This window comes from Streptomyces sp. So13.3 (assembly GCF_005860785.2).
In the GTDB taxonomy this organism is placed as follows: Bacteria; Actinomycetota; Actinomycetes; order Streptomycetales; family Streptomycetaceae; genus Actinacidiphila; species Actinacidiphila fildesensis.
Map to the genome: position 1 here is coordinate 7,325,561 of NZ_CP048835.1, position 18,395 is coordinate 7,343,955.

Annotated in this window: 15 protein-coding genes; 11 read left to right on the forward strand and 4 right to left on the reverse strand. The window is 71.9% G+C overall.

The features are described from left to right. Nucleotides 1–8: 8 nt before the first annotated feature. On the reverse strand, nucleotides 9–1,649 hold the full coding sequence (locus C8250_RS32790; RefSeq protein WP_138355567.1) for a CocE/NonD family hydrolase: 1,641 nt from the start codon (nucleotides 1,647–1,649) through the stop codon (nucleotides 9–11). Between the two features lie 280 nt (nucleotides 1,650–1,929). Between C8250_RS32790 and C8250_RS32795 the strand changes: the two genes are divergently transcribed. Beyond that, nucleotides 1,930–2,829, forward strand: a complete 900-nt coding sequence (locus C8250_RS32795) for an SGNH/GDSL hydrolase family protein (protein ID WP_187145059.1) — start codon at nucleotides 1,930–1,932, stop codon at nucleotides 2,827–2,829. Between the two features lie 114 nt (nucleotides 2,830–2,943). Continuing rightward, a complete protein-coding gene (locus C8250_RS32800; protein WP_138355566.1) occupies nucleotides 2,944–3,708 on the forward strand; it encodes a ZIP family metal transporter in 765 nt (254 codons plus the stop codon). On the opposite strand, the gene C8250_RS32805 is transcribed toward C8250_RS32800, so the two are convergent. After that, entirely contained in the window at nucleotides 3,677–4,432 is a 756-nt protein-coding gene (locus C8250_RS32805; protein WP_138355565.1) for a hypothetical protein, read from the reverse strand. The genes C8250_RS32800 and C8250_RS32805 overlap by 32 nt on opposite strands. A gap of 98 nt (nucleotides 4,433–4,530) precedes the next feature. Here C8250_RS32805 and ggt point away from each other — a divergent pair, with 98 nt between their 5' ends. Continuing rightward, complete coding sequence (gene ggt / locus C8250_RS32810; RefSeq protein WP_187145060.1) at nucleotides 4,531–6,354, forward strand: gamma-glutamyltransferase; 1,824 nt, start codon at nucleotides 4,531–4,533, stop codon at nucleotides 6,352–6,354. Nucleotides 6,355–6,391: 37 nt separating this feature from the next. Here the strand turns inward: ggt and C8250_RS32815 are convergent, their stop codons facing one another. Further along, on the reverse strand, nucleotides 6,392–7,282 hold the full coding sequence (locus C8250_RS32815) for a hypothetical protein (RefSeq protein WP_138355564.1): 891 nt from the start codon (nucleotides 7,280–7,282) through the stop codon (nucleotides 6,392–6,394). A gap of 260 nt (nucleotides 7,283–7,542) precedes the next feature. Here C8250_RS32815 and C8250_RS32820 point away from each other — a divergent pair, with 260 nt between their 5' ends. The 8 genes from C8250_RS32820 (at nucleotide 7,543) to C8250_RS32855 (ending at nucleotide 17,642) form a co-directional block, all read left to right on the forward strand. Continuing rightward, nucleotides 7,543–9,036: a hypothetical protein gene (locus C8250_RS32820; RefSeq protein WP_138355563.1), complete on the forward strand. Its 1,494-nt coding sequence runs from the start codon at nucleotides 7,543–7,545 to the stop codon at nucleotides 9,034–9,036. Between the two features lie 200 nt (nucleotides 9,037–9,236). Beyond that, complete coding sequence (locus C8250_RS32825) at nucleotides 9,237–10,079, forward strand: nitrilase-related carbon-nitrogen hydrolase (RefSeq protein ID WP_138355562.1); 843 nt, start codon at nucleotides 9,237–9,239, stop codon at nucleotides 10,077–10,079. A gap of 5 nt (nucleotides 10,080–10,084) precedes the next feature. Then, on the forward strand, nucleotides 10,085–11,416 hold the full coding sequence (locus C8250_RS32830) for an aspartate aminotransferase family protein (RefSeq protein WP_138355561.1): 1,332 nt from the start codon (nucleotides 10,085–10,087) through the stop codon (nucleotides 11,414–11,416). Next, complete coding sequence (hydA, locus tag C8250_RS32835) at nucleotides 11,413–12,825, forward strand: dihydropyrimidinase (protein ID WP_138355560.1); 1,413 nt, start codon at nucleotides 11,413–11,415, stop codon at nucleotides 12,823–12,825. Before C8250_RS32830 ends, hydA begins: the two co-directional genes overlap by 4 nt. Nucleotides 12,826–12,835: 10 nt before the next feature. Continuing rightward, complete coding sequence (locus C8250_RS32840) at nucleotides 12,836–13,846, forward strand: TIGR03842 family LLM class F420-dependent oxidoreductase (RefSeq protein ID WP_138355559.1); 1,011 nt, start codon at nucleotides 12,836–12,838, stop codon at nucleotides 13,844–13,846. 17 nt (nucleotides 13,847–13,863) lie between these two features. Then, nucleotides 13,864–15,384 (forward strand): NCS1 family nucleobase:cation symporter-1, encoded by a 1,521-nt coding sequence (locus C8250_RS32845; RefSeq protein ID WP_138355558.1) that lies wholly within the window; start codon nucleotides 13,864–13,866, stop codon nucleotides 15,382–15,384. A 12-nt stretch (nucleotides 15,385–15,396) separates the two neighbouring features. Continuing rightward, nucleotides 15,397–16,215, forward strand: coding sequence for an inositol monophosphatase family protein (locus C8250_RS32850; protein WP_138355557.1), 819 nt, complete (start codon nucleotides 15,397–15,399; stop codon nucleotides 16,213–16,215). Beyond that, nucleotides 16,215–17,642, forward strand: a complete 1,428-nt coding sequence (locus C8250_RS32855) for an NAD(P)/FAD-dependent oxidoreductase (protein ID WP_138355556.1) — start codon at nucleotides 16,215–16,217, stop codon at nucleotides 17,640–17,642. Before C8250_RS32850 ends, C8250_RS32855 begins: the two co-directional genes overlap by 1 nt. Here the strand turns inward: C8250_RS32855 and C8250_RS32860 are convergent. After that, nucleotides 17,614–18,354 (reverse strand): Sir2 family NAD-dependent protein deacetylase, encoded by a 741-nt coding sequence (locus tag C8250_RS32860; protein WP_138355555.1) that lies wholly within the window; start codon nucleotides 18,352–18,354, stop codon nucleotides 17,614–17,616. The two genes, C8250_RS32855 and C8250_RS32860, sit on opposite strands and share 29 nt — an antisense overlap. Nucleotides 18,355–18,395: the final 41 nt, after the last annotated feature.

The window sequence follows — 18,395 nt, forward strand, 5'->3', positions numbered from 1 at the left end:
CCGGCGCGTTACTGGTCGTGCAGCGGGACCGACAGCCAGGACGGGTCGGACGCCGGCGACGAGACGGTGACCGTGGAGAAGAGCGGGTTCTGCTCGATGTAGAGCGGGTCGACGGTGTCGACGACCAGCGCCAGCCGGTGGCCGGCCGGCACGTCGTAGGCGGTGGAGAGCAGGTCGATGTCGGTGGTGAAGGCCTTTCCGGGGGTGCGTCCGACCCAGGTGTAGGGCGCGTGCGTGACCAGCTTGCCGATGCCCAGGGAGTCGACGTCGTAGAGGTACGCGATGACGGTTCCGCCGGCGGCCGACGGGGTCAGCGTGGTGTGCAGCGTCGAGGTGCCGCGGACGTGCTGGGCGGTGCCGTACGCGGCGGACTGCCAGACGGTGGCGAAGGCGCGCGGCAGCAGCGGGATCGACGCGACGGGCGGGGCCTGGGCGAACTGGTCGAGCAGGCTGGACAGGAAGATGATCCCGCCGTCGGCGCCCGAGTCGACATTGGTGCCGATGGTGGTGCGCCAGCCGGAACCGGCGTCGCCGCCGAGCTCTCCGGTGCGCAGCCCCTTGGCGCCGAGCTTGAGGGTGGTGGTCCGTGACGGGACCGCGGACCAGCTGTCGTAGCTCTCGTAGGCGCCGGTGGAACGGGACTTGAGCTGGACCGGCTGCTCGTGGTCGATGCCGTTGTCCACGCCCTTGAGGTAGTGGTCGAGCCACCGCCTGGAGCTGGCCCAGGTGTCGTTGGGCAGGCCGAGCAGGCCGGTCGCCTCGGCGGTGGCGTGGTCGCCGGGCCGGAACTCGAGGCGCTTGGGGCCGGTCAGCTTCTCGTAGAACTTCGCGTACTGGTTCGGCGGGAAGAGGCTGTCGCCCCAGGCGTTGGCGAGCATGACCGCCGTGCCGTTGGCGTTCAGCTGATCCAGGTAGGTCACGGGGGAGCGGAGCTTGCCCCAGGCGATCATCTCGTCCTCGGCGGCGAGGTTCGCGGTGAGGAAGTTGCCCAGGATCTTCTGGAGTTCGGGGCTCGGGCGGCCGGTGAGGTAGCCCGCGCCGCCGAGCAGGGCGGCGGCCTGCAGATGCGGGGTACGGCCCTGGTAGATCGAGTCGATGAGGTCGGCCCAGCCGCTGAGCGCGACGACGGCCTTGATGCGCGGGTCGTGCGCGGCGCCGAGCAGGCCGATGCCGGCGCCGTACGAGACGCCCGCCATCCCGATGTGGTCGGGGTCGGCCGGGGTGTTGGCGAGCGTCCAGTCGATGACCTTGGACACGTCGGCGACATCGGGCGGTCCCGCGGTCTCGATCTGCCCGCCGGAGAGCCAGAAGCCGCGCGAGGTGTAGCTGACGACGACGTACCCGGAGTCCGCGAGCTGCTTGGCCTGGGCGACGTACTCGAGGTCGTTGATGGCCCAGCTGCTCGGGAGCACGACGACGGGGTAGCGCTGCGAGCCGTCGTATCCGCCGGGGGTGAAGACGTTGCCCTTGAGCGTGATGCCGCCGGAGCCCGGGATGTCGACGAACCGGAAGGTCGACGCGGCCGCGGCCTGCGCGCTGGCGGCGGTGACCACGGTGGGTGCCGGCGCGGCTTGTGCCAGCGGGGCCAGACCGAATGCCGTGGAGGCGAGCAGCGCCGCGCCGACGACACCTGCTGTGGTTGCTCTCATGACTGCTCCTGTCTGGCCGGATGCAAAGTGACTGGAGAGTAACCTCGCGGCCTTACCGGCGGTAATAGGCGTGCATGTTACGCACGGGTAACGATCTGAGGGCGGTGGGGCGCCCGTGAGACGCCGGAGGCGCACCCGGGGCAGGTGGCGGCAGGTGACGGCCCGTCGGGGCGGGTCGATCGAACACGAGTGCGTCGGACGATCTTTCGTCAAGGTCATTGACACCCGGCGCGGTACGCGCGGAATCTGATGCTCGTCACCGTCGACACTGGGGGTACCGATGGCCCGCACCACCGTCCTGGCAGCAGCCGCACTCGGCGGGGCCCTGGCCCTCACCGCGGGCATCGCCGCCCCGGCCTCGGCCCATTCGGGCCGGCCGGGTCACTCCGGTCACGGACACGGCGTCAGCTACGCGGCGCTCGGCGACTCGTACACCTCAGGGCCCGGCATCCCCGACCAGGTGGACGCCAACTGCGCGCGGTCCAGCCACAACTACCCGTCGCTGGTCGCCGAGGACCAGCGGTTCGCGGCCGTCAAGGACGTCAGCTGCGGCGGCGCCACCACCGCCGAGATGTGGAAGCCGCAGGGTACCAACGGACCGCAGCTCGACGCGCTGAACCGCGGCACCGACCTCGTCACGCTGCAGATCGGCGGCAACGACGTCGGCTTCGGCTCGATCATCGGCACCTGCGCCGTGCTCAGCGCCACCGACCCGACCGGCAACCCCTGTCAGAAGCACTACACCGCGACCGGCACCGACCAGCTCGCCCTCAACATCCAGCAGACGGCGCCGAAGGTCGCGGCCGTGCTGCGCGCCATCCACGCCCGCTCCCCGCACGCCCGGGTGGTCGTCGTCGGCTACCCGGACCTGCTGCCGGACAACGGCGTCGGGTGCCGTCCCGCCGTCCCCTTCGCGGACAAGGACTTCGGGTACCTCAAGGACACCGAGAAGCGGCTCAACACGATGCTGCGCCGGCAGGCCGGGGCCGCGCACGCCGAGTACGTCGACACCTACCGGCCGACCGTCGGCCACGACATGTGCACGGCGCCCGCCAACCGCTGGATCGAGCCGCTGGTACCGGCCTCCCCGGCCGCGCCAGCGCACCCCAACGCCAAGGGCGAGAAGGCCATGGCCGTCGCCGTACTCGACCGGATCGACCCGCGCTGCCGCCACCACTGACCGGGCACCGACCGGCACTGACCTGCTCTGACCTGCCCTGACTCGCGCCGCCGGTCCGCTTCGCCGATCATGGGCGGAAGCGGGCGGGCCGGCGGCGGAGGCGGGTGAACGCGGATGGCGGTGCTGATAGCCCTCGGCGCGTTCGTGATGACCCTGATCGGCGGACTGGTCGCCCAGCACATCGGTGACCGCCGCCATCTGGTGCTGGGACTCGCCGCCGGGCTGATGCTCGGGGTGGTGGGCTTCGACCTGCTGCCCGAAGCGCTGGACCTGCAGGCCGACGACGTCTTCGGCGTCCCCGCCGCGCTGCTGATGTTCGTCGGGGGCTTCCTCACCCTGCACATCGTCGAGCGGTCGGTGGCGATCCACCGCGCACACGAGGGCGAGTACGCCGCGCACACCCACGCCCACGGCCCGGTGCCCACCGACCCCGGTGAACCCGTCAAAGGCATCGGGCTCACCGCCGCCTCGGCGCTCGTCGGCCACAGCGTCATGGACGGCTTCGCGATCGGCGCCGCGTTCCAGGCCGGCAGCACGGTCGGCCTGGTGGTCGCCATCGCCGTGGTCGCGCACGACTTCGCCGACGGCTTCAACACGTACACGATCACCCGGATGTACGGGAACGGCCAGGGCCGCGCGCTCGTGCTGCTCGGCTGCGACGCCATCGCCCCGGTGATCGGCGCCGCGATCACCCTCGCCTTCACCATCCCGCCGGGCGCGCTCGGCCTCTACCTCGGGTTCTTCGCCGGGTTCCTGCTCTACCTGGCGACCTCCGACATCCTCCCCGAGGCACACAGCCCGCACCCGTCCCGCTCGACGCTGCTGTGCACGGTCGCGGGATGTGCCGTCATGTGGCTGGTGATCGGTCTGGCCGACTGACCGGGACGGTCTGCGCCGCCCGCGTCACATCGGCGACGAGCTCGACGACGTCGGGACCGTAGGCCTGCGAGTTGACGACCCTGAGCAGCAGGCAGAACGTGCCGTCGATGCCGTGCTTGCGCGACAGCCGCACATGGTGCCGGGCCAGATACCGCACGGCCGCCTGGTTGGCGACACCGCGCTGACCGGAGGAGAGGAAGACCGGGCGGTCGTTGCCGGCGTCCCGCACGGCGGCCAGCCGGGCCAGCAGGACGTACTCGACGGCGCCCTTGTCCATCCGGTAGGTCTCGCCGTCGATGGTGAACGCCCCCTGGTCGGGCCCGGGGGAGGCATCGGTATTGATCTCTATGCCCGGCAGCATCGACCGCAGGTGCGCCCCCAGCCGGTGATTGGCGACGGGGCCGCCCACGCAGAACTCGGTACGTGCCCCGAAGCCCTGCCAGGCCGTGTCGTGCGGCAGGATCTCGGCGTGCGCCCCGCAGTCCTTGATCAGCGCGGCCAGTTCCAGCAGCGCGAACGCGTCATGGCGGGCGACGCTCCACACCCGGGCCCCGGGGTCGCGCGGCACCACCAGAAGGCATTCGGAGCCGCTGGGCAGCCCGAAGAAACGCTGCTTGCGGTGCAGTTTCCGGCGCCACACATAAGTGCGGACAAACCAGCCCAGCGCTGCACTGATGGCGCTGGCCGCCAGGCCCAGCACGAGGTTGCGGACGTCATCGCTCATGGCCGGGCATCGTAGCGGTGTTCGAGCGAACGCGCTCCTGACGGGATCGCCGTACCCAAGTTAGGCTGCGCGGACCCGTGTTGACTGGAGGAAACCGTATGCGTCTCCCCGCCGTCCGGAGTTTGTCGCTGCTGGCCGTCACGGCCGCTGTTGTCACGGTGGGAGCCGCGGCCCCACCGGCGCAGTCGGCCCCGCAGGATGCGCGGGCCCGGCCGGCCAAGGTGCCGGTCGCGGTCGGCTACGGGGGCGCGGTCGCCAGTGTGGACGCGGACGCCTCCGCGGCCGGTATCGAGGTGCTCCGCCAGGGCGGCAACGCCGTGGACGCGGCGGTGGCCACCGCGGCCGCGCTCGGCGTCACCGAGCCGTACTCGGCGGGCGTCGGCGGCGGCGGGTACTTCGTCTACTACAACGCGCGGCTGCACAAGGTGTTCACCATCGACGGCCGGGAGACCGCGCCGCGCAGTGCCACCGAGACGCTCTTCCAGGAGAACGGCAAACCGCTCCCGTTCGCCGACGCGGTCACCAGCGGCCTGAGCGTCGGCACCCCCGGCACCCCCGCCACCTGGGCAACCGCCCTCGACAACTGGGGCAGCCGCCCGCTGGGGCAGGTGCTCAAGCCCGCCGAGCGGATCGCACGCGACGGCTTCACCGTCGACGAGACCTTCCGCTCGCAGACCGCGGCGAACCAGGACCGCTTCAAGGACTTCCCGGCCACCGCGAAGATCTTCCTGCCGGGCGGCGCCCCGCCCGTGGTCGGCTCCACGCTCACCAACCCGGACCTCGCCCGCACCTACCAGGAGCTGGGCAGGAAGGGCGTCGGAGCGATCTACCAGGGGGACATCGGCGCCGACATCGTCAGCACGGTCCGCAAGCCCCCGGTCGACCCCAACGCCACCCGCGTGGTGCGTCCCGGCGATCTGACCACCGCGGACCTGCGCGGCTACGCGGCCAAGCGGCAGGCCCCGACCCAGGTCTCCTACCGGGGCTACGACGTCTACTCGATCGCACCGTCCTCGTCGGGCGGCACGACGGTCGGTGAGGCGCTCAACATCATGGAGCGGGCGAACCTCTCGTCGAAGAAGGCCACCGACGCCCAGTACCTGCACCGCTACATCGAGGCGAGCCGGATCGCCTTCGCCGACCGCGGGCGCTGGCTCGGCGACCCGGCCTTCGAGGACGTCCCGACCGGCGGACTGCTCTCGCAGCGCTACGCGGACTCGCGCGGCTGCCTCATCAAGGACACCGCGGTGCTCACCAGCCCGCTCGCACCGGGCGACCCGCGCCACCCCGCCGCCTGCGGCGGTACCGGCACGGCCGCGCCGACGACGTACGAGGGCGAGAACACCACGCACCTGACCGTCGCCGACAAGTGGGGCAACGTCGTCTCGTACACCCTCACCATCGAGCAGACCGGCGGCAGCGGCATCGTCGTTCCCGGCCGCGGCTTCCTGCTCAACAACGAGCTGACGGACTTCTCGTTCGCGCCCGCCAACCCGGCGGTCCACGACCCGAACCTGCCCGGCCCGGGCAAGCGCCCGCGCTCCTCGATCTCCCCGACGATCGTGCTGAGGGACGGCCGTCCCGCGTTCGCGCTCGGCTCGCCCGGCGGCTCCACCATCATCACCACCGTGCTGCAGGTCCTCACCGAGCACGTCGACCGCGGTCTGCCGCTCGTCGACGCGATCGCCGCACCGCGCGCCAGCCAGCGCAACGCGGCGGCCACCGAACTCGAACCGGCCCTGTTCACCAGCGCGACCAGGACACAGCTCGAAGCGCTGGGCCATGTCTTCACGCTCAACCCGGAGATCGGCGCGGCCACCGGCATCCAGCGACTGCCCGACGGCCGCTGGCTCGCCGCGGCCGAGACGACCCGGCGCGGCGGCGGCTCGGCGATGGTGGTCAGCCCGAGCCACACGGGCTGACACCCGGCTCTCGGGTCCCTCCTGGGAGCTTCGGCTCCTAGGAGGGGATGTGGGTGACGTCGGAGACGGTCAGCTCCACGGGCAGGGCGCCGGAGCTGATCTGGGCGGCCAGATCCTGGGCGGAGGTACGGGTGAAGTTGCCGCTGATCTGCACCGCTCCGCCGGTGATCGACTGGGAGACGGACGGTGCGGAGATCACCTGGCGGTCGAGCATGATGCCGATCTGATTGGCGGGCGCGCTCTGCTGGGACAGCCGGCCGGTGAGCTCCGCGAACTTTCGACCGCCCGCCGAGGTGAGCACCAGGTTGATCGTCCAGCCGTTGCCGGCCTGCGCGTCGAGCGACGCCTTGGCGCTGGTCACGTCCCGGCCGCTGAGAGCGACGGGACCGAGGACGTACTTTGTGGGGCCCGTTCTGTCACAGGCGACCGTCGGGCTCGTGGGGGACAGCGCCGGTGCGCCGGCCGGCACCGGCGCCATGCAGTCGAAGGCGGTGAACTGCCGCTGCAGTTCGGGCGGCACGGAGGCGTCGCCGCCCAGCACCGGCCGGAATCCCAGCTCGGCAGTGACGGCCAGCTGCCGCAGCCGCTCACCGCTGTCGCCGGGCGCCTCGGCGGTGATCGTGCCGCCGTGCACCTCGATCCGCGCGCCCTCCAGCCCGAACGCGTCGGCCCTGGTCCGCAGCAGATCCACGGTGCGCCGCAACGTCTCGGCGCCCGGCGCCGAACGCGGGGTGTAGGTGACGGTGGTCCGGCCCGAGGCGGGGGTGCCGGACGCGGTCGTGCGGGTCGGGCCGGACAGCAGCGGGGACCGGTCCTTGCCGTCCGACGAGCTCGAGGAGCCGGAACACCCGGTCAGTGCGGCGCTCAGGACGAGCACGGCGGCGACGGCGGTCAGGGCGTTCGCGTTCGCGTTCGCGCTCGCGCTCACGCTCGCCGAGGATGTCGCGCGGGGGATCGTTCGGAGGAGACGCATAGCGGCCAGTCTCGCGGACCGGCGGCCGGCCGCGCAGATGAATCGCCGCGGCTCCGTCGTCCCGGTGGGGCACTGGTGACCGGTGCGCCGGGTAAGGCAGTTGAGGCAGCCGCGGTGCGGACGAAAACTCCCCGTAGCCGCCCCGTAACACGAATGGTGTCGAATGCGGGAACGGGACTGCATGCCTCCGGGGCGGGGGCGGAGAGGCAGCAGCGATGACACAGCGCGGCGCCGGACCTCAACTGGCCGACTCTGCACGAGAGTTCACCGAATTCTTCCGGGAGCTGGTCGCCGGACTGGGGGACGCGCCGGGCTGGTACGGCGCCTTGTCGCGACGTGACCCGGGCGGGGTGAACGCGTACGAGGCGGGCGTGGAGCTGGCGCCCTGGGACGTGGTGCACGCAGTTCTTCACGACCTGGCCGCGCTGCGGGGCACACCGGTCGACCCGGCCGATGTCGGCCGCGCCCAGCGGCTGTACCGCGCCGCCGCGGCCGGGCGGGACGCGGCCCCCGGCAGTGGGACGGCACTGCGCTCCCGGCTGGACGCGATGCTCCGCGAACGCCACGACGCCGTGCTCCGTGAACGCGAGGCCGCGCACGCGGCCCACGAGTACACCGCGACGGGCGGCGACCCCCACTCCGTGACGGCGGGGCGGCTGGCCAACGCCCTCGCCTGGGCCCGCGACGACCGGGAACGCGCGGGCGCGCGCTGCGCGGAACTGCAGGCCCGGCTCGACGCGGTCGAGACGCGGCTCGCCGGAGAGTTCTTCACGGACCGGTCCGCCGCCGACCGTTCCCCCGCGCCGGACGACTGGTTCCGCCCGAGGACGCCGGAACCGGGGCACCCGGCGGATCCGTCGGCCCGGCAGCAGAGCTCCGCCGTCGGACCGGAAGAGAGCGCCGAACCCGTCGCACCGGCCGCGCCGGCCGGGCGTGCGAAGCGCCGCCCCAAGGCGTCCGGACGCGGTACCGGGTCACGCCCGCGCGGTGCCCGGTTCGCGACGGCGTTCGACGAGCCGTTGGACGAGGCGGACGACGCGACGTCCGAGGCGCCCCGGCAGGAGGGCCCCGCGGCGACCGGTGCCCCGGCGGCTGGACCCGCACCGCGTGGCGCGCGCTTCGCCGGTGCCGCCGCCGAGCCTGCACCGCCACGGACCGCCGACATATCGCCCGACGCCGGACCGCGGCAGGCGGAGGCCCGCAGCGAGGCGGCCCGGCTGGGCGGCCTGCGCCGGGCCGGGCGCGGCGGGGAGGCGTACGTGGTGCTGTGCGAGGCGGCGGCAGGCCCGGCCGCCGCGCTGCCGGTGCTGGCCCGTGAGCTGGAACGCGCCGGTCTGGCGGCGGATGTCGCGACGCTGCTGTGGGAGGTCGCCGGCCTGCCGCCGGACCGGCTGGCCGCCGCCGCGGCCGCCCTGGCGCAGGCCGGACGCACGGACGACTGCCGCACCCTGCTGCACCAGGCCGCGGCACGCCCCGCCGGCGAGGTCGCGGTGCTGGCGGCCGCGCTGTACGAGGAGAACGGGGGCGAGGCGGCCGGGATACTCCTGGGCGCCGTGGTCAGGACCCGGCTGCCTGAGGAGGCCGCGGCCGTCGCCGGCGCGTACCCCGGGCTCGCCGCGCCGCTGCTGGCGGTCGCGGCGTCGATCTCCAAGCCGCGCCGCCGGGACATCGCGGCCGCCCTGCGCCGTGCGGGTCTGCCGGACCGGTGAGCGCGCCGGAATCACCGGCGGGGAGCACGCCGGACTGCCGGAGCGGCCGCCGGTTGCCCCGGTCGGGCTGGAAACGTGATCGACCCGGTCAAGTAACGGTAGCGGTCTTGCCAGAGCGGGTAAGGCGCTTCTACGTTCTTCCACACGGCCGGAATCTACGTGCGTAGACCGGACGTGATGCCACGTCAGAGGAGCTGCTCATGAGCAACGTTGTGCGTGCCGCGCTCGTCCAGGCGACCTGGACCGGTGACACCGAGTCGATGATCGCCAAGCACGAGGAGTACGCCCGGGCCGCGGCCGCCCAGGGCGCCAAGGTCATCGGCTTCCAGGAGGTGTTCAACGCCCCCTACTTCTGCCAGGTCCAGGAGGCCGAGCACTACCGCTGGGCCGAACCGGTCCCCGACGGACCCACCGTCCAGCGGATGCAGGCGCTCGCCCGCGAGACCGGCATGGTGATCGTCGTGCCGGTGTACGAGGTCGAGCAGTCCGGCTTCTACTACAACACCGCCGCGGTCATCGATGCCGACGGAACCTTCCTCGGCAAGTACCGCAAGCACCACATCCCGCAGGTCAAGGGGTTCTGGGAGAAGTTCTACTTCAAGCCCGGCAACCTCGGCTGGCCCGTCTTCGACACCGCGGTCGGCCGGATCGGCGTCTACATCTGCTACGACCGGCACTTCCCCGAGGGCTGGCGCGCCCTGGGGCTGGCCGGCGCCCAGCTCGTCTACAACCCGTCGGCGACCTCCCGCGGTCTGTCCGCCTACCTCTGGCAGCTGGAGCAGCCCGCCTCCGCCGTCGCCAACGAGTACTTCATCGCCGCCATCAACCGGGTGGGCCAGGAGGAGTACGGCGACAACGACTTCTACGGCACCAGCTACTTCGTCGACCCCCGCGGCAAGTTCGTCGGCGAGGTCGCCTCCGACACCAAGGAGGAACTGGTCGTCCGGGACCTGGACTTCGACCTCATCGACGAGGTGCGCCAGCAGTGGGCGTTCTACCGGGACCGCAGGCCGGACGCCTACGGCGACCTCACGGAGGCCTGATCGTTATGGCCACTGTGACCGAGAACCTGCACTCCGCCCTGCACGCCCGCCACCAGGCCGTCATGCCCGACTGGCTCGCCACGTACTACAGCGAGCCCATCGAGATCACCCACGGCCAGGGCCGCCATGTCTGGGACGCCGAGGGCAACCGCTACCTCGACTTCTTCGGCGGCATCCTGACCACGATGACCGCGCACGCCCTCCCCGAGGTCACCGCCGCCATCACCGAGCAGGCCGGGAAGATCCTGCACTCCTCGACGCTCTATCTGAGCCGGCAGACCGTCGACCTGGCCGAGCGCATCGCCCGGCTGTCCGGCATCCCGGACGCCCGGGTCTTCTTCACCACCTCAGGCACCGAGGCGAACGACACCGCCCTGCTGCTCGCCACCGCCTACCGGGGCTCGAACCAGGTCCTGGCGCTGCGCAACAGCTACCACGGCCGCTCGTTCACCTCGATCGGCATCACCGGCAACTCCGCCTGGTCGCCGACCAGCCTCTCCCCGCTCCAGACGCTGTACGTGCACGGCGGCGTCCGCTCCCGCGGCCCGTACGCGCATCTGGACGACGCCGCGTTCACCGCCGCCTGCGTCGAGGACCTGGAGGACATCCTCGGCCAGGCCAACGGCAGCGTCGCGGCGCTGATCGCGGAACCGATCCAGGGCGTCGGCGGCTTCACCTCGGGGCCGGACGAGCTGCTGGCCGCGTTCAAGCGGGTCCTGGACCGGCACGGCATCCTGTGGATCACCGACGAGGTGCAGACCGGCTGGGGCCGGACGGGTGACCATTTCTGGGGCTGGCAGGCCCACGACCAGGCCGGCCCGCCGGACATCCTGACGTTCGCCAAGGGCATCGGAAACGGCATGTCCATGGGCGGTGTCGTGGCCCGCGCCGAGGTCATGAACTGCCTGACCGCGAACTCCATCTCCACCTTCGGCGGCAGCCCGATCACCACCGCGGGCGCGCTGGCCAACCTGACGTACCTCGTCGACCACGACCTGCAGGGCAACGCCCGCCGGGTCGGCGGGCTGCTCAAGTCCCGGCTGGAGGCGATCAGCGCCGCGCTGCCCATCGTCCGCGAGGTGCGCGGCCGGGGTCTGATGCTCGGCATCGAACTCGTCGAACCCGACACCGGCGAACCGTCGGCGCAGGCCGCGAGCCTGGTGCTGGAGGCGGCCCGCGAGTACGGGCTGCTGATCGGCAAGGGCGGCCGGGCCGGCAACGCGCTGCGGATCGCGCCGCCGCTGACGCTCAGCGTCGCCGAGGCGGAAGAAGGCGCGAGCGCCCTCGCGGACGCGCTCAGGCAGACCCAGGACAAGCTCGCCGGAGGAAGGTCATGAGCACCGAACGCACCGTCGTCCGTGGCGGACTCGTCATCACCGCCGCCGAGGAGATCCACGCCGATGTGCTGATCGAGGGCAGCCGGGTGGTGGCCCTCGCCGCCCACGAGTCGGCCGTCGCGGAGAGCTGGACCAGCGGCGACGCCCGCATCGTCGAGGCCGCCGGCAAGTACGTCATCCCGGGCGGCGTCGACGCGCACACCCACATGGAGCTGCCGTTCGGCGGCACCGCGGCGTCCGACACCTTCGAGACCGGCACCCGGGCCGCGGCCTGGGGCGGCACCACGACGATCGTGGACTTCGCCGTGCAGAGCGTCGGCCACTCGCTGCGCTCCGGCCTGGACGCCTGGCACGCCAAGGCCGACGCCCAGTGCGCCATCGACTACGCCTTCCACATGATCCTCTCCGACGTCAACGAGGACACGTTGAAGGAGATGGACGTCCTGGTGGAGGAGGGTGTGACCAGCTTCAAGCTGTTCATGGCCTACCCCGGCGTCTTCTACAGCGACGACGGCCAGATCCTGCGCGCCATGCAGCGCTCGGCCGGCAACGGCGGCCTGATCATGATGCACGCCGAGAACGGCATCGCGATCGACGTCCTCGTCCAGCAGGCGCTGGCGGCGGGGCACACCGACCCGCGCTACCACGGCGAGGTCCGCAGGGCCCTGCTGGAGGCCGAGGCCACCCACCGCGCCATCCAGCTCGCGCGGGTGGCGGGCTCCCCGCTGTACGTCGTGCACGTCTCGGCCGAGGAGGCGCTCGCCGAGCTGGCGCAGGCCCGCGACAAGGGCCTCAACGTCTTCGGCGAGACCTGTCCGCAGTACCTCTTCCTGTCCACCGACAACCTCGCCGAGCCGGGCTTCGAGGGCGCCAAGTACGTCTGCTCCACACCGCTGCGCCCCAAGGAGCACCAGGAGGCGCTCTGGCGGGGGCTGCGCACCAACGACCTGCAGGTCGTCTCCACCGACCACTGCCCGTTCTGCTTCACCGGGCAGAAGGACCTCGGCCGCGGCGACTTCTCCAAGATCCCCAACGGGCTGCCGGGCGTCGAGAACCGGATGGACCTGCTGCACCAGGCCGTCGTGGACGGCCGCATCAGCCGGCGCCGCTGGATCGAGATCGCCTGCGCCACCCCGGCCAGGATGTTCGGCCTCTACCCGCGCAAGGGCACCATCGCGCCCGGCGCCGACGCCGACATCGTCATCTACGACCCGCACGCCGAGCAGGTCGTCTCCGCCGAGACCCATCACATGAACGTCGACTACTCGGCGTACGAGGGGAAGCGGCTCACCGGACGGGTCGAGAGCGTCCTGTCGCGCGGCGAGCCCGTGATCACCGACCGGACGTACGTGGGGCGGGCCGGCCACGGCCAGTACACCCCGCGCAGCACCTGCCAGTACCTCATCTAGGAGCAGCGCCATGGACTTCGGCCTCGTCCTGCAGACGGATCCGCCCGCTTCCGGTGTCGTCGGCCTCATGCGCCGCGCCGAGCGCAACGGGTTCACCCACGGCTGGACCTTCGACTCCGCCGTGCTCTGGCAGGAGCCCTTCGTCATCTACAGCCGCATCCTCGAACACACCCGCAAACTGATCGTCGGCCCGATGGTCACCAACCCCGGCACCCGCACCTGGGAAGTGACCGCGTCCACCTTCGCCACCCTCAACTCCATGTACGGCAACCGCACGGTGTGCGGCATCGGGCGCGGCGACTCGGCGATGCGGGTCGCCGGGCGCAAGCCCAACACCCTCGCGCGCGTCGGCGAGGCGATGGGCGTCATCCGCGACCTCGCCGAGGGCCGCGAGGCGTCCGTCGACGGCACGCCCATGCGGCTGCCATGGGTGGAGAACGGGAAGCTGCCCGTCTGGATGGCCGCCTACGGGCCCAAGGCGCTCGCCCTGGCCGGTGAGAAGGCCGACGGCTTCATCCTGCAGCTGGCCGACCCGTTCCTCACCGAGTGGATGATCCACGCCGTGCGGGAAGCGGCGTCGGCCGCCGGCCGCGACCCGTCCGAGATCACCATCTGCGTCGCCGCGCCCGCCTACGTCACGGACGGCAGCGACGAACAGCTCGCGCACGCCCGCGAGCAGTGCCGCTGGTTCGGCGGCATGGTCGGCAACCACGTCGCCGACCTCGTCTCCCGCTACGGCGAGCACTCCGGCCTGGTGCCCGACGAGCTGACCGCGTACATCAAGCAGCGCCAGGGGTACGACTACGCCCACCACGGCCGCTCGGGCAATCCCGACACCGCCTTCGTGCCCGACGAGATCGTCGACCGCTTCTGTCTGCTCGGCCCGGTCGAGGCGCATCTCGCCAAGCTCGAACACCTCCGGGGCCTGGGCGTCGACCAGTTCGCGCTGTACGACATGCACGACGCCAAGGAGTCGACCATCGACGCCTACGGCGAGCACATCATCCCCGCGCTGAGCTGACCTGAGACGAGGTGCCGATGACCATAACCGCAAGCCCGGGGGACCGCGTCGAACTGCCGGCCGACGCGGCCCTGCCGGACACCCGGTTCGCCAACGAGGACCTGCTGCCCGTCCCGCTCGCGAACCGTACGTGGACGACGTACAACTTCACCGCGCTGTGGATCGGGATGGCGCACAACATCCCCTCCTGGACGCTCGCCTCGGGACTCGTCGCGCTCGGCATGGACTGGAAACAGGCGGTCTTCACGATCGCCCTGGCGAACGTGATCGTGCTCTTCCCGATGCTGCTCACCGGGCACGCGGGACCCCGGTACGGCATTCCGTTCCCGGTGCTGGCCAGGGCCTCGTTCGGGCTCCGCGGGGCGAACCTGCCGGCGCTGGTGCGGGCGGCGGTGGCCTGCGCCTGGTTCGGCATCCAGACCTGGATCGGCGGGCAGGGCATATTCGTCCTGCTCGGCAAGATCTTCGGCGGCGGCTGGGCGGACGTCGGGAAGATCGGCGGCTACCCGTGGACCATGTGGCTGTGCTTCGTGGTCTTCTGGGCCCTCGAACTGGCCATCATCTACCGGGGTATGGACACGCTGCGGCGCTTCGAGAACTGGGCCGCGCCGTTCGTCCTCGTCGGCGCCGTCGTGCTGCTGATCTGGATCACGGTGAAGGCCGGCGGCCTGGGGCCGCTGCTCGACCAGCCGTCGAAGCTCGGCTGGGGCAGCGACTTCTGGCCGGTCTTCTTCCCCTCACTGATGGGCATGATCGGCTTCTGGTCCACCCTGTCGCTGAACATCCCCGACTTCACCCGCTTCGGCGCCGGCCAGCGGGCCCAGATCTGGGGCCAGTCGCTGGGCCTGCCCACGACGATGACGTTCTTCGCGCTGCTGTCGGTGCTGGTCACCTCAGGATCGCAGGCCGTCTACGGAGCGGCCATCTGGAACCCGGTCGAGCTGGCCGCCAAGACCGACAACGTCTTCGGCCTGGTCTTCGCGCTGGTCACCGTGCTCATCGCGACCATCAGTGTGAACATCGCGGCCAATGTGGTGTCACCGGCCTACGACCTGTCCAACCTCGCGCCGAAGTACATCAACTTCCGCACCGGGGCGATGATCACCGGAGTGGTGGGTGTGGTGATCTTCCCGTGGAAGCTCATCGAGACCCCCGAGTTCTACATCTTCACCTGGCTGGGCGTGGTCGGCGGGCTGCTGGGAACGGTCGCGGGCATCCTCATCGCCGACTACTGGATCATCCGCCGCACCGTCCTGGACCTGGTGGACCTCTACACCCCCGGCGGCCGCTACTGGTACACCGCCGGCTGGAACTGGCGGGCGGTCGCGGCCTTCGTCGTCGGCGGGGTGCTGGCGGTCGGCGGCTCCCATTCGGAGCCCGGCAAGGGGCCCTTCCCCGCCGACGGCATGATCCCGTTCCTCAAACCGCTCGCGGACTACGGCTGGGCCGTGGGTCTCGGCTCCGCGCTCGTCCTCTACACGGCCCTCATGCACCCCCTGCTCCGGCGAACCGTACGACAGGACGCGGCCCCGGTCTGATTTGATGGAGGCATGGTCAACGAGGTCAACGAGGAGCTGCTCGCCGCCGTCGAGCGGGTGGTGCGGAGCGTGGTCGCCGAGGAGGTCACGCCGCGCTGGCGGCGGCTCGCGGCCGAGGACGTGATCGAGAAGAACGGCCCCTACGACCTGGTGACCACCGCCGACCGCCGGGCGGAGGAACGGCTCACCGAGGAGCTGACCGCGCTGCTGCCGGGCTCCGTGGTGGTCGGCGAGGAAGCGGTGAGCGCCGACCCCGGCGTCCTCAAGCGGCTGGACGGCGACGACCCGGTGTGGGTCGTCGACCCGGTCGACGGCACCGCCAACTTCGTCCGCGGCGAGGACGGTTACGCGACGCTCGTCACCCTCGTGCAGGGTGGCGAGCCGCTCGCGTCCTGGACCTACGTCCCCGAGCGGGGGCTGATGGCGACCGCGCGGCGCGGCGCCGGCGCGTATCTCAACGGGCAGCGGATGCACACGGCCGCCGCGCCGGACGGCACCCTGCGGGTCTCGACGTCGAACCCGGTCTTCCGCACCGACCAGGAGCGGGTGCTGCTCGGCCGGCTGGAGGCGGCCGGCGCGGCGACCCGCTCGTGCACCTGCGCCGGCATCGAGTACCTGGAGCTGGCCCGAGGCGGCGTCGACGGCGTCGCCTTCTTCTGGGAACTGCCCTGGGACCACGCCGCCGGGCTCCTCCTGGTGACCGAGGCCGGCGGCGCGAGTCTGACGGTGACCGGTGAGCCGTTCCGTATCCCCGGAGGCAACGCGTTGCCGTTCTCCATCGCCCGCGACGCGGAGACCGCGCGGCGGATCATCGAGCTGATGGGCGCGTGATGAGCCGGACCGCAGTAGTGGACGTGGTGGTCGTCGGGGCCGGGCCGAACGGGCTGACGGCCGCGGCCGAGCTGGCCCGCGCGGGCCTGTCCGTACAGATCTACGAGGCCGAGGACACGATCGGCGGCGGCGCCAGGACCCAGGAGCTGACGCTGCCGGGCTTCCGGCACGACCCGTGCTCCGCGGTGCACCCCATGGGCGCCGGCTCGCCCGCGTTCAAGGCGCTGCCGCTGCGCGCGCACGGCCTGGAGTGGCTGCACCCCGAGCTGCCGATGGCGCACCCCTTCCCGGACGGCACGGCCGCGCTGCTGTCGCGTTCGGTGGGGGAGACCGCGGCGTCCTTCGGCGCGCACGACGCCGTCCGCTACCGGCGGCTGGTGGCCCCGTACATCGGCCACTGGAACACGATGGCCGCCGACCTGCTGCGGCCCCAGTGGCGCGGGGTACCCATCGACCCCTACCGGTTCGTCCGCTTCGGCCTGACCGGGCTGCCGCCGGTCGCCCTGCTGGCCCGGCGCTTCCGCGACCCCAAGGCCCGTGCCCTGCTGGCCGGACTGGCCGCGCACGCGATCACCCCGCTCAGCTCGCCGCTGACCGGTGCCACCGCCCTGATCTTCGCGCTGGCCGCGCACGCGGGCGGCTGGCCGATTCCACGCGGCGGCTCGCAGGCGATCTCGGACGCCCTCGCCTCGTACCTCACGGAGCAGGGCGGCGTCGTCCACACCGGTGTGACGGTGCGCAAGCTCGACGAGCTGCCGCCCGCGCGGGCCTATGTCTTCGACACGTCACCGACCGCGCTGGCCCGTATCGCCGGACTCGGCGACGCCTACCGGAACTTCAGCTACGGCCCGTCCGTCTTCAAGATCGACTACGCGCTGGACGGTCCCGTCCCCTGGAGCGCGCCCGACGCCCGCCGGGCCGGCACGGTCCACATCGGCCCGACGTACACGGAGATCGGCGACGCGCTCAACCGGGCGGTCAGCGGCCGGCCGCCGCAGACCCCCTTCCTGATCACCTCGCAGCCGACGGTCGTCGACCCGTCCCGCGCCCCGCAGGGCAAGCACGTCTTCTGGGCCTACGGCCACGTCCCGCACGGCTGGCACGGCAACGCCACCGACGCCGTCGAGCGGCAGATCGAGCGCTTCGCGCCCGGCTTCCGCGACCTCGTGCTGGCCCGCGCCGTCGCCGGTCCGGCCGAACTCGCCGCCCACAACGTCAACTACGTCGGCGGTGACATCGCCTGCGGTGCCTTCGCCGGGCTCCAGACCGTGCTGCGCCCGAAGATCGCCTGGAACCCGTACGCCACCGCCCGCCCCAACGTCTTCCTCTGCTCCTCCGCGACCCCGCCGGGCCCCGGAGTGCACGGCATGAGCGGGCACCACGCGGCCCGCTCCGTCCTCAGGTCCCTGGCGAAGCGAGCGCGCTGAGCAGCGCGGGCAGCGCCGTACCGATCGGCTCCCGCACCACTTCGGCGGCCAACTCGTCGTAGGGCGTGGGCTCCGCGTTCACGATCACCAGCCGCGCCCCGTGCTCGGCCGCGATGCCCGCCAGTGACGCGGCGGGCTGCACCCGCAGCGTCGTGCCCACGGAGAAGAACACGTCGCACGCCTTCGTGATGGCCATCGCCTGCGCCAGCACTTCGGGGTCGAGGCGCTGCCCGAACATCACCGTCGCGGACTTCAGGATCCCCCCGCACACCAGGCACGGCGGGTCCTGCTCGCCTGCCGCCACCCGCTCCAGCGCCACGTCCATGCCGCTGCGCGCATGGCACTTCGTGCAGACGACGGCGCGGGCCGTGCCGTGCAGCTCCAACACCTTGCGGTCCGGGAGCCCCGCCAACTGGTGCAGCCCGTCGACGTTCTGGGTGATGACACGGACCGGGACGCCGGACTTTTCCAGCTCCGCCACCGCGAGGTGCGCGGCGTTGGGGCGCGCGTGCCAGGTCTCGCTGTCGCGCCGCATGAGCCAGGCGCGGCGGCGGATGTCCGGGTCGGCCATGTACGTGTCGTAGGTGACGAGCTTCTCCGCACCGGGGTCGCGCCGCCACAGGCCGTTGGGGCCGCGGTAGTCCGGAATCCCCGAGTCCGTGGAGATACCGGCCCCGCTCAGGATCGCCACGAGGGGCTTGCGGTTGCTCATCTCCGCAGCGTAGGGCCCAACATGGGTGCGGACGAACGGGT

Coding starts and splice junctions, on each gene's coding strand:
- C8250_RS32790 (WP_138355567.1), bottom strand. CDS start 1,649: ATGAGAGCAACCACAGCAGGTGTCGTCGGCGCGGCGCTGCTCGCCTCC.
- C8250_RS32795 (WP_187145059.1), top strand. CDS start 1,930: ATGGCCCGCACCACCGTCCTGGCAGCAGCCGCACTCGGCGGGGCCCTG.
- C8250_RS32800 (WP_138355566.1), top strand. CDS start 2,944: ATGGCGGTGCTGATAGCCCTCGGCGCGTTCGTGATGACCCTGATCGGC.
- C8250_RS32805 (WP_138355565.1), bottom strand. CDS start 4,432: ATGAGCGATGACGTCCGCAACCTCGTGCTGGGCCTGGCGGCCAGCGCC.
- ggt (WP_187145060.1), top strand. CDS start 4,531: ATGCGTCTCCCCGCCGTCCGGAGTTTGTCGCTGCTGGCCGTCACGGCC.
- C8250_RS32820 (WP_138355563.1), top strand. CDS start 7,543: ATGACACAGCGCGGCGCCGGACCTCAACTGGCCGACTCTGCACGAGAG.
- C8250_RS32825 (WP_138355562.1), top strand. CDS start 9,237: ATGAGCAACGTTGTGCGTGCCGCGCTCGTCCAGGCGACCTGGACCGGT.
- C8250_RS32830 (WP_138355561.1), top strand. CDS start 10,085: ATGGCCACTGTGACCGAGAACCTGCACTCCGCCCTGCACGCCCGCCAC.
- hydA (WP_138355560.1), top strand. CDS start 11,413: ATGAGCACCGAACGCACCGTCGTCCGTGGCGGACTCGTCATCACCGCC.
- C8250_RS32840 (WP_138355559.1), top strand. CDS start 12,836: ATGGACTTCGGCCTCGTCCTGCAGACGGATCCGCCCGCTTCCGGTGTC.
- C8250_RS32845 (WP_138355558.1), top strand. CDS start 13,864: ATGACCATAACCGCAAGCCCGGGGGACCGCGTCGAACTGCCGGCCGAC.
- C8250_RS32850 (WP_138355557.1), top strand. CDS start 15,397: ATGGTCAACGAGGTCAACGAGGAGCTGCTCGCCGCCGTCGAGCGGGTG.
- C8250_RS32855 (WP_138355556.1), top strand. CDS start 16,215: ATGAGCCGGACCGCAGTAGTGGACGTGGTGGTCGTCGGGGCCGGGCCG.
- C8250_RS32860 (WP_138355555.1), bottom strand. CDS start 18,354: ATGAGCAACCGCAAGCCCCTCGTGGCGATCCTGAGCGGGGCCGGTATC.